This is a genomic window from Lentzea sp. NEAU-D7, from assembly GCF_026242055.1.
GTDB lineage: Bacteria > Actinomycetota > Actinomycetes > Mycobacteriales > Pseudonocardiaceae > Lentzea.
Genome location: NZ_JAPJDL010000010.1, coordinates 69625 through 83672, shown reverse-complemented (window position 1 = coordinate 83672; position 14048 = coordinate 69625). Strand labels below are relative to the sequence as shown.

The 14048-nt window shown below is 67.6% G+C and carries 16 protein-coding genes; 15 read left to right on the top strand and 1 reads right to left on the bottom strand.

All coding sequences use genetic code 11. The annotated features are described in order from the left end of the window. The first annotated feature begins 322 nt into the window (after positions 1 to 322). From ORI60_RS21290 to ORI60_RS21270, 5 genes are all read left to right on the top strand, one after another. Positions 323 to 622, top strand: a complete 300-nt coding sequence (locus ORI60_RS21290) for a hypothetical protein (RefSeq protein WP_266039513.1) — start codon at positions 323 to 325, stop codon at positions 620 to 622. 65 nt (positions 623 to 687) lie between these two features. Continuing rightward, positions 688 to 1095, top strand: a complete 408-nt coding sequence (locus tag ORI60_RS21285; RefSeq protein ID WP_266039512.1) for a hypothetical protein — start codon at positions 688 to 690, stop codon at positions 1093 to 1095. Positions 1096 to 1182: 87 nt separating this feature from the next. After that, positions 1183 to 2514: a hypothetical protein gene (locus ORI60_RS21280; protein ID WP_266039510.1), complete on the top strand. Its 1332-nt coding sequence runs from the start codon at positions 1183 to 1185 to the stop codon at positions 2512 to 2514. Next, entirely contained in the window at positions 2511 to 3095 is a 585-nt protein-coding gene (locus ORI60_RS21275) for a hypothetical protein (RefSeq protein WP_266039509.1), read from the top strand. The genes ORI60_RS21280 and ORI60_RS21275 overlap by 4 nt, the downstream gene beginning before the upstream one ends. Further along, entirely contained in the window at positions 3092 to 3847 is a 756-nt protein-coding gene (locus ORI60_RS21270; protein ID WP_266039507.1) for a hypothetical protein, read from the top strand. Before ORI60_RS21275 ends, ORI60_RS21270 begins: the two co-directional genes overlap by 4 nt. Before the next feature lie 125 nt (positions 3848 to 3972). Here ORI60_RS21270 and ORI60_RS21265 read toward each other — a convergent pair whose 3' ends face one another. After that, positions 3973 to 4299: a hypothetical protein gene (locus tag ORI60_RS21265; RefSeq protein ID WP_266039506.1), complete on the bottom strand. Its 327-nt coding sequence runs from the start codon at positions 4297 to 4299 to the stop codon at positions 3973 to 3975. Between the two features lie 516 nt (positions 4300 to 4815). On the opposite strand from ORI60_RS21265, the gene ORI60_RS21260 reads away from it, so the two are divergent. The 10 genes from ORI60_RS21260 (at position 4816) to ORI60_RS21215 (ending at position 14042) form a co-directional block, all read left to right on the top strand. Further along, positions 4816 to 5295, top strand: a complete 480-nt coding sequence (locus ORI60_RS21260; RefSeq protein ID WP_266039504.1) for a hypothetical protein — start codon at positions 4816 to 4818, stop codon at positions 5293 to 5295. Positions 5296 to 5358: 63 nt separating this feature from the next. Beyond that, on the top strand, positions 5359 to 5772 hold the full coding sequence (locus ORI60_RS21255) for a hypothetical protein (RefSeq protein WP_266039502.1): 414 nt from the start codon (positions 5359 to 5361) through the stop codon (positions 5770 to 5772). Positions 5773 to 5902: 130 nt separating this feature from the next. Further along, complete coding sequence (locus tag ORI60_RS21250) at positions 5903 to 6265, top strand: hypothetical protein (RefSeq protein ID WP_266039501.1); 363 nt, start codon at positions 5903 to 5905, stop codon at positions 6263 to 6265. Beyond that, positions 6259 to 6699 (top strand): hypothetical protein, encoded by a 441-nt coding sequence (locus tag ORI60_RS21245; RefSeq protein WP_266039500.1) that lies wholly within the window; start codon positions 6259 to 6261, stop codon positions 6697 to 6699. Before ORI60_RS21250 ends, ORI60_RS21245 begins: the two co-directional genes overlap by 7 nt. A 78-nt stretch (positions 6700 to 6777) precedes the next feature. Beyond that, positions 6778 to 7260, top strand: a complete 483-nt coding sequence (locus ORI60_RS21240; protein WP_266039498.1) for a hypothetical protein — start codon at positions 6778 to 6780, stop codon at positions 7258 to 7260. 274 nt (positions 7261 to 7534) lie between these two features. Continuing rightward, positions 7535 to 8947, top strand: a complete 1413-nt coding sequence (locus ORI60_RS21235; RefSeq protein ID WP_266039496.1) for a DUF932 domain-containing protein — start codon at positions 7535 to 7537, stop codon at positions 8945 to 8947. 622 nt (positions 8948 to 9569) lie between these two features. Then, positions 9570 to 9791 carry a hypothetical protein gene (locus tag ORI60_RS21230; protein ID WP_266039494.1) on the top strand — a complete coding sequence of 74 codons (222 nt, stop codon included), beginning with the start codon at positions 9570 to 9572 and terminating at the stop codon, positions 9789 to 9791. A gap of 175 nt (positions 9792 to 9966) precedes the next feature. Then, entirely contained in the window at positions 9967 to 10548 is a 582-nt protein-coding gene (locus ORI60_RS21225; protein ID WP_266039493.1) for a hypothetical protein, read from the top strand. A gap of 1354 nt (positions 10549 to 11902) precedes the next feature. Beyond that, positions 11903 to 12361 (top strand): phage terminase small subunit P27 family, encoded by a 459-nt coding sequence (locus ORI60_RS21220; RefSeq protein WP_266039491.1) that lies wholly within the window; start codon positions 11903 to 11905, stop codon positions 12359 to 12361. Further along, complete coding sequence (locus ORI60_RS21215; protein WP_266039490.1) at positions 12324 to 14042, top strand: terminase large subunit; 1719 nt, start codon at positions 12324 to 12326, stop codon at positions 14040 to 14042. Before ORI60_RS21220 ends, ORI60_RS21215 begins: the two co-directional genes overlap by 38 nt. The last annotated feature ends 6 nt before the right edge of the window (positions 14043 to 14048 follow it).

Genomic DNA, 14048 nt, shown 5'->3' with positions numbered 1-14048 from the left:
CGCCGACTACTGTCAGGCCCTGAACCGATGGTGAGCAGGGGTGTTTGACTTGACAACGTCATCGTTCCTGGGCATGTTGGAATGATCGTTGCCGCCCAGGGGGTGGGCGGCGTGAGGAGCTGGGGGGCTCAGTGAGAAAGAGGCGTCGCGGTCGAAGACGCGGCTCACGTGCGGAGGAAGCGATGTTGTCGTTTTGGCTGGCGGAGATAATGTTCGCCGGATACCTGCGGGTGTCCGGCGGATAAGCGACGCTGACCAATCCGCAATCGCTTTATGGCCGCTGGGGGCGGCCTCCGCAATGTCTATGAAGAACAGCACCACCATGTCCGCTGCTGACTCGGTCGCGCTGGACGACCTGGCGCACGACGTCGAGCTGCTGCGGATCGTTGAAGATCAGCTAGGCAGGCTGAACAGCCTGAAGCGGTCCTTGCGCGGGAGGCTGAAGTCCCGGCTTGAGGGCCACGAGTTCGGCACGGTCAACGGCTTGCCGGTGGTCCGCAGTTGGACTGACTCGCGCATCATCGTCGTGATCGACTGGTTGCGGGAGCGGTACCCGGAGCAGGCCGAGGCCTGCGAGGACATCCGCCCTGTGCAGAAGTTCGAGCTGCTGCCTGCCGCGTGAGCGCCCGGACGCAGTCCGGCCGGTCCCGGGGGACCGGTCGGGCTCGCCCTGGGGATGCCCCGGCCGTGCTGGGTGATCTCGCCGCTGAGATCGCCGAGCAACTGATCGGCTTGCCGCTGGACTACGGCACGACCATCGAGCAGATCGCCGCGTTGCTGGCCGCCGAGCCGCGCAACCGCGCGAACGTGTGTGCGGTGACTGCGGTCATCGTGAACGACGCGTTGGCCGATCCGTTCCGTGAGACGACGGCGAACCGTTGGCGTGCGCGGATTCCGGCGTGGGTGGCGCCGCCGATGGTCGGTGTGACCGTGCGGCGGATGCTCTCGCTTGATGTCCTGGTGAGGACCGGCCGTTACGTGCGCTCGACCGACAGCAAGGGCAAGAACGGGGGGAAGTTGATGCCGATCTACGCGCTCAACCTCGCCGCGCCCGCACTGATAGCGGCGCGCGCCGCCGAGCAGTCCGCCGCCTGACCGACCAGTCCTGTGTTGCCGCGCAATGCCGCGCGGCCATCTCGTGCTGTCCGCACACCGTGATTCTTGTTATGGGGGAACGAAACCGTGGCACGCGACCACGCCCGCTTCTACCTGTCCATGTGGGATGACCCGGACTTCATCGCCTTGTCCGCGCTCGCCAAGATCGTCTATGTCCAGCTGTGCATGCAGCGCAAGCTCGCCTACTCGGGCGAGCTCACCGTCTCGGTGAAGCGCTGGAGCAAGGCGCACCCGGACCAGGACACCGACAGCATCCGGGCGGCGCTGTCCGAGCTGGACGCTGCCCGCTTCACCGTCACGGACCACGACACGGACGAGTTGCTGATCCGCTCGTTCATCCGCTCGGACAAGCTGTTCAAGCAGCCCAACGTGTTGCGGGCCGCGCTGCGGTCCGCGTTCGAGATCGAGTCGCCGTTGCTGCGTCGCGCGCTGGCGTCCGAGCTTCGGCGTCTGCCGGTCGAGATCACCGGCCCCTCGCCGGCCGTCGCCGCGGACGAGCTGGAGGCGGGCGCGCGGGAGCTGCCGGCGTCGGTCATGGCCGCGATGGCGGAACGGGGCTCGGCCCGCACCACGCCCGCCACCACCGCGGCCGGGACGGGCGCCACCGGCTCGACGCCCGTGCTCGACACGGCCCCGCCGACCGTGTCCGCACCCTCCGCGAACCCTCCGGCGAACCCTTCCGGGAACCCCTCGCCGAACCCTTCCGAGGACCCTTCGCCGCGAGGTCGGGGAGAAGGGAGTACGGAGATGGAGACTGGAGAACTTCTTCTCTCGTTGGATAAAACTCAAGTGGGTGTCCCCGCGCGCACGCCTGCGAGCACGGACGCGCCCACGCGTACACGCGAGGCCGCCCCGGTCGCCGGGGACTCCGCCGATGCTCCTGCTCTCGCCGGCACGGATCGCGTACTCGAGGCGTCTTCGGTGCGGCAGCTGCGCCGCCAGGAAGCGGAGCGTCTGGTGACCCTGCACAGCCCGCGCCAGCCCCGGCGGGTCCTGGACAAGCTGCGCGGCGAGGTGATCGGGCTGTTGCGGGACGAGGTCGAGCCCGCGGCCATCGCGGAAGGCCTGCGGCTGTGGGCGGGTAAGTGCCTGTCCACGGCGATGCTCCCGGAGCTGGTCGGCGAGGTGATGCGCGCCCGCACCGTCAACGCCTCGCCACAGGTCCGCCAGCGCGAGCGCGTGATGGCGGCGACCTGGGAGGCAATCCGGTCCGACGCGATCGCTGAAGACGACCGGAGCCCGATCGGCCTGGCGGTGCGCGCCGAGCTGCCCGCCCACGCCGACGCCTCGACGCTGGACGCGATCCTGGAACGCGCGCTCAACGAGACCACCGGCCTCGGCGCTTCCCCACTCGATCCGGCCTCGGTCGATCCTGCCGGGCTGGGGGCTGCGGCATGAGCACGCCCAATGCGCAGCAGCTCACCCGCAGCACCATGCGGGCGCTGCTGGCGCACTACCGGATCACCCCCGGCGACACCGCGCCCGAGGACGTGGTGACCGAGTGGCTGCGGGAGCTGCGCGGCCGGACCGTCGGCGAGTGCCACGCCGCGTTGAGCACGCTCCCGCTGGAGCAGGTCCGGCACGTGACGGCGGCCCAGATCGCCCAGTCGATCACGCTCGCGCGGTCTAGGCCGGCCGCCACGGGCACGCCAAGCTCCACCCGGCCACCGAAGCCACGCGACCGGGCCGCCGACCAGGCGGCGGGCGCGCGGGGCATCGGCAAGGTCTACGCGCTGATGGGCTGGACCGGCCACGAGAAACACGTGCTCGCCCGCACCGTGCCGTGCCCGTTCTGCAGGGCGTCGGTCGGTACCCCGTGCAGCCCGCTGACCCGCAACCGCCTGCGCCAGCGCGAGATCCGCGACCGGGAAACCCGGATGCACCCGTCCCGTCTGCGCGCCGCCGAGGCAAAGCGCGCCAACTCGTCTTCGTCCGGCGCTGCCGCGTCCGGCACCGCCACGCAAGGAGCTTCCGCATGACCGCCGCACGCCTGTTCATCGCTGATGAGGTCGCCCACCCCGACGCGCACGACCTCTACCGGGCCATGCCCAGCCGCGACGAGGCCGCGACCGCGCGCCTGGCGTGGGAGGTCGCGGTGGACCAGCTCGTCCGGCCCGGCCTGCACACCGTGCACCGCGCGAACGGCACCACCGAGACCGCCGAGGTGCTGACCCTGCTGCGCCAGGTCGAGGAGGCCGTGTTGCCAGGCTCGGCGGTCACCGGCAAGCCCTCGCAGGGTTCCCGGCCTCCGGCGAGCCTGGGCGCGCTGTCGCTGCTGGCCTCGATCCGCAGGGAGGTCCGGCAGTGCTGCCGCACCCACGACCACCCGCAGTGGACCACGCTGACCGAGCAGGTGCGGGCCTGGGCGGAGCACGCCGAGCACTGGCAGCACGCCGCCCCGGACTACGTGGTCTGGGCCGCCGAGGAGTCCACGCGGTGGGTCGCGCAGGCCCGCCAGCTGCTCGACCCCGAACCGCGGCTTCCGCTGCGCGGGCGGGCATGCCCGGTCTGCCGCGTCGACGTCGTACAGGTCTGGTCCGACGACGAAGGCGACTACGTCCGCCGCCCCGCGCTGCGCATCGACGCCGAGCAGGTGGAAGCCGTGTGCGCCGCGTGCGGGCAGCGGTGGGGCTTGGACGTGTGGGCGCAGCTGAACACGCTGCTGGACCAGCAGCTCACCCACGAAACCCTCGCCGTGACCGGGATCACGCACGGCGACGACGCCGAGTAGTTGACCTTCAGTCGTTTCAGTCGGCATAATGGTCGGCACTGGGACACGTGTGCCCAGAACCCCCAACCCGATGCCCGCCGCACCTCCCCCCGGTGCGGCGGGCATCGTCATTTCCGGGCATCACGTCAGTACGGCGGCACCACTTCGCCCTTCTGCCGCTTCTTCGTCTGATCGCTTCTCACGAAGTGCTGCATGGCGATCGTGCCGACACGCGGCACGTGGATTTCGTAGGTCACTAGCCCGAGCCACAGCGTCGGCGCCATGCGCACCGCGAAAGGCACCTCGGCCACGGCCAGGCCGTCCAGGCTCATCCCGCGTGCCGACGCGGGCCAGATCGAGTCGGACGCGCCGAGCAGCGAGCGCCGCACCTCGCCCAGGTCGACCCAGGTTGGCTGCGGCTCGTCGTAGACGTGCAACAGCTTCTTCCTCGACCGCTCCACGTGCTCGAACATGCGTTCGATCGTGCGCCACCGGCCTACCTGGACGCAACTCACGCGACCACCAGACCTTTCAGTCCCGAAGACGTTGGCGCTCGTCCTCGCCGCCGTCTTCGTCCGCGGGCGGTGGCGCACCGCTGCACGTCGTGATCGTTCCCCGTCACGACGAGCGCGACGCCGCCGCCCGCCTCCCCTCACGCCTCGCCCCGCGGACCCATGCCGGCCGCCTCGCGAGGGTCACTCGTCGCCGAGCTGCCCGCCCACGCCGGCCACGGCGCACCCATCCCGCCACGCGCGACCCAATGGGAACCCGGTTCTCAGCACGTGGTCCGCGAAAGAATTTCTTTGGAGCACGACCACCCATTTCCGCTGGCCAGAAATGTGCGCGACGTACTCACAAAAACAGTTTCTTGAATACGTTCCATTCGCTTGCCCGATTCCATGAATTGGGAGATCATGGTTTTGCAAGTGAGTCAGCCCCGGTGCTAGCACACCGGACCTGACCAGGAATGAAGGGAAACCCCAGAGGTTATGAACAGCAGGAAGACTATGGCCGTCCGGATATCTGCCAACCCGGATGAGAGGCTGTTTGGGGCAGGGTGCTTTGAGAGTGCCGATGTTGAGAACCTGCCGGATCTGTGCCAGATGATGTTGAACAACATCATGGCCATGTCTGCCGACAAGTTCAGCATCCGGTACTACCGCAACAACCACGTTTCGCTGGTTGTGGGCAACGCCTACCCGCTTGAGAAGGGCTGGGAGTTCTACACCCCCGGTACCGATGCCCCTGATCAGGATGGGTCGCTTGGCGGAATCTACGAGTCCGCCATCAATCAGTACAACTGGTTCTGCCCGTGGGACATGGAGAACCTTTCACTCCGCCGATTCACCCTGTGCGGAATCCGGTTCCTGGGCTTTCCTGACTCCAAGGACATGACCGGGGTGGGCAAGGTGGTCAGCCTGACCACCGACTGTGACTGCCAGCACCGGGCCGTCCGGACCGCCCGCTAACAAGGGCAGAGGACCGGGGGGGGGGGAGCACTCACCCCCGGTCCGTGTCCGAGAAGGCCCACCATGTCCAACAAGGACGACACCGGCCGGGAATACGGGGCGTACTACGCCCGCACCCGGCTGATGAGTTTGACCGAGCTGACCGAATGCATGTACCGCGTACTCACGCGGTCGGCCGATTCGGTCACCGTACCGACCGGAACGGAATTCGCGCTCTGGCACAACGGCGAACAGAACATCGTGGTCAAGGTCATGAACCTGACCGACGAGTTCCTGTTCATCGCACCGGGTTTGTACACCTACGCGGCGCAAGAGTTGCACGACTCGGTTGAGGAGTTCTTCGAGAAGTTCAACTGGACCCATCCGGACGACGGGTTGGACCGGCGGTTCTTCTGCACCGTGCACCTCTTGAGTGAGGCACAGCAACGCGAGCGCGACCACGAACCGGGGCTGTTCTTGTCCGCAGCCAAGTCCTGACCGCCGCTTTGTCACCGAGGACGCCAGGCCGGAAAGAAAGGCCCTGGCGGCTGCTAGCACAGCCCCAGGGTGTGGTCTGGCGTCCTCGCGGAGCGGAAACCGAAACGGAAACTCCGAGAGGACGTCTGACGTGGGTGAGAGTACTCCACCGCTGGATGCGTTGTCTGCCGCCGAGGCGGGCGAACGCTATCTGTACGCGGTCAACCTGAGCGATCAGCAACTCACCGCGCTGCACCAGACCTTGAGCCTGGACACGCACGTGATGAACGTGCTGTGCCTGCTGTACCTGGATCTGGGAACCGCGATGGTGCGGGAGCGCACCGATCCGATGGCCGTCTACCAGTGCCGCGAGTACGGATGGGTGAGCGGGGACACCCGGCTCAAGCTCACCGCCGAGGGCGTGGCGGCGTGGTGGCAGTGGAAGAACGCCGTCACCTCACACCGGAGCGACCCGCGCTTTCAGCAGTTGTGGCGGGACGTGACCGGATGGTGAACAAGCACACCGCGCCCGATGCCAGCCCGGCCGTGCACCCGGACGCACAGGGCGTTCCGTCGATGCGGGGCACCGACGAGCGCCCGGCGCTCGTGCAGGACGAGCAGCCCGCCGAACCCGACCCGATCACCCGCGACTCCAAGGCTTTCCTGAAGCTGGCCGAGGACAAGCAAGTGCTCCGCGTCCTGTGGATGTTGGCCGTGGGCTTCACCTGGCCGTGGCTGCTGGAGGACGCCACGACACCGGCCGCACGGAACCGGGCGATCCGGCGCGGGCTGGTGGCCCCGCCCGTGGGTGCGCGGGGAGCCGAGCTGGTCCCGTACCACCTCACCGACTCCGGCCGCGCCGAACTTCTCGCATGGGTCCAGGCCATCACCCCGCACCGCGAGGTGCGCGAGGTGGCCGCGCTGTGGGCCGAGGTGACCGCGAGGTAAGCCCGCCCGGCGGCGGCCGTCCTGGTCGCCGCCGGGCTTTCACCGATCACATTGTGTTGACGTACAAGGGGAAAGTCGTTGACGAACAAGATTGTGTACATCCGGATGAGCAGGGAGCCCGGGCCGACGTGCGCGTGCGGCCTGTTCCACAGCCTCGAAGCACAGCAGATGTGGGCGGAGCGCGCGGCCGAGCTCACCGGGTACGGCGCAGGCGTGCGGGGATCGATGGCCCAGCGCGCGACGATGCTGCGCGCACAGGTGGAACGCGACCGCCGGGCCGTGAACGTGTTGGGGCTCATCGCAAGCCTCGACGGTGACGCCGCGCTCGTGAGGCTGGCCACCACCGCCGAGGAGGTGATGGACCTGCTCACCCGCGACATGCTGGCCTACTGCCGCGAACACAACCGATTCTCCGTGACGATGATCGGCCACGCCGTCGGCTGGACGTGGTCCCTCACGGAATTCGAACTGGCGCGCATCGAACGAAACCTCAGGATGCGCGCTATCGTCCGCCAGGCGCTGACGCGGATTCAGGACCAGCGTGCGCGCGACGACAATTGATCACGAGGGCTCGACGGTGCGCGGGTTGTCCGGCAGGATCGCACGCGTTCCTCTGTGAGCTGGTGAGACAACACGCATGAGGACACGGAAAGGCCTGCGAACCCAGTTCGCAGGCCTTTTCTTTTCCCGCGATCCGTCGCCGAAGATCGTAAATCAATGCGTTAACCCATTCGTCGTCACTTTGTCCGGAAACTCTCCGAATTGCTTGCGAGGCCCGGAAATGCCGCTATGTTTGTGGTGTCTCCCGCTCACACCGAACAGCACCACTGAATGAGTGCTGTCCGAGCAATCAGAGGAAATCCGAACAATGACCACACCGGTTGACCCTGCCCAGAAGACTCCGGCCGCCAAGCCTGCCACCAAGGCCGCTGCCAAGCCCGTAGCCGCCAAGCCTGCCGCTAAGGCCACCAAGGCCCCGGCAAAGACTCCGGCCGCCAAGGCCCTGGCTCAGGCTCCGGCCAAGCCAGCAGCCGCCAAGGCCCCGGCTGACAAGTCCAGCAGCACCAAGGCCGCACCCGCCAAGGCTCCGGCCGCCAAGGCTCCGGCCGCCAAGGCTGCACCCGCCAAGGGCACTCCCGCCAAGGCCGAGGCCAAGGCCAAGCCGGTTGCAGTGGTGGAGCCGATCAAGCCGGGCAAGGATGCGTGGGCGCGGCTCGCCACTGCGGTCAATGGCTCCCGCTCGGTGAACGAGCTGCTGAAGAAAGCCCAGTTGTCCGACTGGAACGTGAAGGTGCAACCGGCGGTGACGCTGGCCGAGACGGACAACTGCACCGAATGTGAAGCCCCGGCAGGCGAGAAGCACAAGAAGAATTGTTTGATGCTGGCGGACGTCCCCAACGACACGGGCCTCGTGGACCCGGAGCACACGGCCGTGCCGCTGGAGATGGACAACACGTGGGGGCTGGTCCGCCCGCACCCCGACGCCCCGCACGGCCGGAAGTTCATCAGCTCCACCACTTCGAACAAGGTGCCGGTTCCGATGGAGGTCCGGGGCGAGATGCTGGCCTCGATCATGAAGGACACCAAGGCCAAGACCGGACCGGCCGGACCGCTGTGGAACGACAAGGCCGCGTTCGCCAGCATCCGGGTTCCCGAACCGCTCATGGTGGGTGGCAAAGACCCGGTTGAGTTCCGGGTGGTGGTGATCAGCTCCCTGGTGACCGCCCGCAGTTCCAAGCTCATCATCAGCCCGGTCCGGGTGGCCACGCAGACCGTCCACCCGGTCGAGTTCCTGAAGTACCCCAACCACATCAACCTGACTGCCGCCGATGACGCGGACAAGCGGATCACCGAGACCAGTGATGGGCTGGACCTGCTCAACACCTACACGCAGTGGTTCACCGAGACTGCTGAGGCTCTGTTCGCGCGGACGCTGAACAAGGACGAGTTCAGCAAGTTCTGCAACACCTTGTTCCCGTACCCCGGTGACACCGCCACGCATGCCAAGCGCACCCGTCACCAGATGTGCATCAACCTGATGAGAATCCTGTTTGACGGCAAGGTGGACATCACCAAGGACATCGCGGGCACCGCCTGGGGAGCCTTGACCGCCGCACTCACCGTGTTCCAGCAGTTCGACCCCGAGACCGGTGACACCGACACCGACCGTGCAATGACCACGTTGTTCGCGGACAAGAACAACCCGAGCAAGACCGCCTGGCAGCTCGCCCGCCGGTTCGTGAGCTAGCCGCCCGGTCCCAACCGAACACCCGACAGCCCCGGCATCCCCGATGCCGGGGCTGTCTCATGTCCGGGGGTGGCCGTGCCGTCCCGTGCCGCCCGACCGTGCACCCGTCCGGGGTGCCCGAACACCACCCGGACCGGTGGCCACTGCCAGCCCTGCCGTTCCCGTGGCCGCCGTGCCCACGGGACCAGCGCGCAGCGTGGCTACACCGCTGGCCACCGGTCCCGGTTCCGTCCGGCCGTGCTGGCCCGTGACCGGGTGTGCCGCTGTGACCGCCTGGACTGCACCGCCCACACCGGCCGTCCCTGCTCCGCTCCGGCCACCGTGGCCGATCACTGGCCGCTGACCCGCAGGGAGCTGGTAGCCGCTGGCATGGACCCTGACCACCCTGCCCGTGGCCGTGGCCTGTGTGGCCCGTGCCATGCCAAGGCCACCGCCGAGGACCCGAGGACCCGAGGAGGGTGGAACAGCCCGTGAGCCACGCCGCCGACGCCCCCCGCTCGGGCCGCACGCCACCCCCAGGGGAGGGACCCTTCCGCCGCGCAACAGGGCACAAGCCACTGAGGCCCATCCGGGCCTGGTCAGGTTTTGCCGACGGCCGAACCCACGTCCGCGGAACCAACCCGTGACCGCCGACGCCGGCCGCGACCCAGACGAGTTGCTCGACGAGATCGAGCAGGCCGCCGACCAGGTGGCCGCGTGGACCGCGCGCTGGGAAACCCTTGTGCGCCAAGCCGTCGCGCGTGGCATTGCGCAACGCCGGATCGCACCTCACGCGAACGTCGCGCAGTCCACGGTGTCCCGGCTGGCCGCCCGCGCGCACTCCCCCGCCGACCGCTGTTCGTGATGCGCCACGCATCACGCGATGCACCACGCATCAACGACCTGGAGGTGACCCGCTGCCCATCGAGATCGACGGCATCACGAGCTCGGAGCAGATCCGCGCCGAGCTCGCGGCCGAGGGAAAACCGGTTCTGCTCGGCTTCAGCCGGGGTAAGGACAGCATTGCCGCGTGGCTGGCGATGCGCGAAGCCGGGATCACGGTCGTCCCCTATCACCTGTACCTGGTGCCGGATCTGCGGTTCATCGAGGACAGCAGGAAGTTCTACGAGGACTTCTTCCAAACGCCGATCCTGAACCTGCCGCACCCGACGCTGTACCGGTGGCTCAACAGCCTGTTGTTCCAGCCACCGGAGCGGGCGGCGGTGATCGAGGCCGCGCAGCTGCCCGAACCCACGTATGAGGAAGTCGCGGACATCATCCGGGAAGACCTGGGCCACGCGGGCGCCTGGAACGCCGACGGTGTGCGCGCCGCGGACTCGCCGAACCGGCGCATGGCGATGGTCACCCACGGCCCGAAGCGCGACAGCGTCCGCAAAGTCAGCATCGTGTGGGACTGGCGCATCGCCGATGTCCGCGACGCGCTCAAGCGCCACAACTGCCCGCTCCCGCCCGAATACGAGTGGTTCGGCCGCAGCTTCGACGGCCTGGACTTCCGGTTCCTCGACCCGATCCGCCAGCACGCACCCGACGACTACGAACGGATCTTGCAGTGGTTCCCGCTCGCCGACCTGGAGGTGTTCCGCCGTAACCTCGCCGCCTGACCCCAATGCCGATCTCCTGGCACAGCTCAAATCCACCGCCGTACTCGGCGGCCCTTCCTCCAACGCCGACCTCCTCGCGCAGCTCAACGCCGAACCGCTGCCCGATCCCCTGCAGGACGTCGAGTACGCCGGCGACCTGGCCGCCGACGCCGGCGCCGAGCTCGACGCACTCGCGATCGGGTTCCGCGAACGCACCAAGCGCGAAGACGAACGGTTCCGCCTCGCCACCGACTCCGAGTACTGGTTCGCCCTGTGCTTCAAGTCCCGCGAGGACAAGGACGCGTTCCTGGCCGCCGCGCGGCTGATGCACATCGGAGACAAGTACCTCGACGGCCGAGCCGCCGCCTCCGTGCTCGGCGTCGACATGCCCAACACCGACACCGGAGAGGAGTGATTTCCATGCGTCGTCGTCTCGGCCGCATGGTCGCGGGCGCGTTCCGTCGCATCACGCGCCGCGCGTCCAGCCCGTCCCGAAGCCGTAGCTCGGGTTCCTGACCTGTGCGCTCTCACCTGGCTACTTGCGATAGTGACGCACTATCGTAAGTATGGGCGTGTGTACACGAGGTACACGCTGGTCAGAGCGGTAACGCCTTCTGGCCACCCGGACCGGGTGGCGCACACAAAAGTGCACGCCACCCGACCGACTACCTGAACAGGTCACTCATCCCGTTGATCAACGTGATGACCTGAATCAGGAGGTTGAGGACGACGGCGGCCCTTTCGGAGTTGCCCCTCCGGCTGGGTCGTCGTTCCTCATCACGCTCCGGACCGTGATCCGACGCGCGGCCCTCATCTGACACTTGACACCTCCGCCGACCTTCCCGTGCGGACCTTCTCCGCACACGGGTGGGTGTCGGCCTTCCCAACCCGGCCGGAGCCGAGAAGTTCGAAGGCTGCCAAGCGCTCTGCTCTGCCCCGTCGCGACTGGCTGTCGCGAACCGGACCAACCTTAGCCAGTGCATTTCGCATGATGAGAAACGCGCCTGACCGGGGGGTAACACCTAGCCGTACACGGGTGTGGATGGCTCCTGTCTTGCACAACTGGTGTTTTCGCAGCCTAAAGCCACTTCGGGAGACCTGAACAGTCCTTCTCGGCGGAGCTGATCGGCCCTACCGAACACCGCTTACCGCTCACCGCCGCATCCCTACCGCTCGGCGTAGTAGCACCCAGCCCCTACCGCTGACGTGCGGAAACCGCAGACTCTTGCCATCCCGGACAGCACATTGGCACGGCGGCCCGCCTGCAAACAGACTTGATGTGCATCTGCGACTCACCGCGCCTCGCGGACACCGGTTAGACCAGGAACGACATGTCGTTGCTGACGCCCGCCTGCAAAGCACCCCGGAGGCGCGTGTGGGCAAACGGGGACCGGCTGGGAAGCCAACCAAACTGCGGATCTTGCACGGCGACCGGGCCGACCGGATCAACTCCGACGAGCCCGAGCCGCCCGAGGACGAGATCCGTTGCCCTGACTGGGCTTCCGACGACGCGCGCTCGATCTGGCAACGCCTCGCGCCCGGTCTGGAAGAGCGCGGGGTGTTGACCGCGTGGGACGTGGACGCGTTCCTGGTGCTGTGTGAGGCGCTGGCCCGCTACCGCTCCGCCACGGCGTTGGTGAACGGCTCGGCGCTGTTGGTGCAGGGCGGATCGGGCCTGATGAAGAACCCGGCGTTGCAGGTGCAGGCCGAGGCCGAGCGCACGTTCCTTCAGTTCGCCGCCCGGTTCGGGTTGACGCCGTCAGATCGGCAGTCCATCAAGGTCGAGGTGGGCCGCGATGGCAACAAGGGCGGCGCGGAACGCCTCCTCTCGTAAGAACCCCAGCACTACCACGAAGGCGCCCCCGCGGCTCCCCGTGTGCGGCCGCGAGTTCGACGGGTCCCGCTGCCGCAAGCGCGGCACCCACTTCTGCACTCCGCGCGCCGATCACGCCCAGGCGTTCGCCGAGGAAATCTGCGTCCACACGAAAGACCGGTGGGCGCGCAAGCCGTTCATCCTCGCGCCGTGGCAGCGGGACGACATCGTCCGGCCGTTGTTCGGAGAGGTCCGTTGGGACACCGAATCCGGGTCCTACGTGCGCCGCTACCGCATCGCGTGGATCGAGATCGCCCGCAAGAACGGCAAGAGTGAGCTGTTGGCGTTCATCGCGTTGTACATGCTGGTCGGCGACGGCGTGGAGTCCGCGGAGATCTACGGCTGCGCGCGCGACACCGAGCAGGCCCGGCTGGTGTTCAACGTTGCGGCCCGCATGGTGGCACTTTCCCCGGTGCTGTCTCGCCGGCTGCGGGTGGTCGAGCACTCGGCGCGCATCGTGGACGAGCGCACGAACTCGGTCTACGTGGTCGTGCCCTCGGACGCACTGGGCAACCTCGGTTCCAACCCCTCGGCCGTGATCTTCGACGAGGTGTTGACCCAGCCGAACGGCGACTTCTGGCACGCGATGCGCACAGGCATGGGCACGCGGCTTGAGCCGCTGCTGATCGCGGCGACCACCGCGGGCAACGACCCGACCAGCTTCGCCAAGGCCGAGCACGACGAGTGCGTGAAGATCGCCGAGAACCCCGACCGTGCCCCGCACCGCTTCGTGTACTTGCGCAACCTGGACCCTGACGCGGACCCGTGGGACGAATCTAACTGGCACTTGGCCAATCCCGCGTTGGGTGACTTCCTGTCACTCGAGGCGCTGCGGGAAGAGGCGATCGAGGCCCGCAATGATCCGGCCAAAGAGAACGTCTTCCGCCAGTTCCGGTTGAACCAATGGGTGTCGCAGTCGTCGCGGTGGATGCCGATGCACGTCTATCTCCTGTGCACCGGCACCGACTCGACGCCACCGGCCCGGCTGCGGCAGCTGCACGCCGGCCGCCCCGCGTGGGGTGGCCTCGACCTCGCGTCCAAGATGGACCTCACCGCGTGGTGCCTGATCGTCCCGACCGGGATCGACGGCCACGCCTCCGCATTGTGGCGGTTCTGGCTGCCAGAGACAGCGGTCGCGCACCTGGACAAGCACACCGAGGGCAAGGTCTCCCAGTGGGTTGACCAGGGCTGGATCACGGCCACGGACGGCGAGGTCATCGACTACGACGTCATCGAGAACGACATCACCGCGGACACCGGCCTGGTGCGCGTCGCCGACATCTCCTACGACGAGTGGTCAGGCGAACCCGTCCGCCAGCGCCTCGAACGCCGCACCGGCGTCCCCATGTACCCAGTCGCCCAGACCTACAAGGGCATGACCCACGGCATGACCGAACTGATGGCCCTGACCAAGTCACGCGGCTGGTCGCACCACGGGAACCCCGTCGCCGAGTTCTGTTTTGACTCTGTGGAGGTTCGCCACCCACCTGGCGAACCCGACCTCATCCGGCCGGACAAGCCCGAACGTGGCAAGACAGGTAAGCGCATCGACGCTGTACCAACAGCTGCAATGGCGGTAGGCGGCTGGAAGCTGCGCGGCTCAAAGATCAAGAAGTCGTCCCGGATGGTGGTCCTCGGATAATCGCGT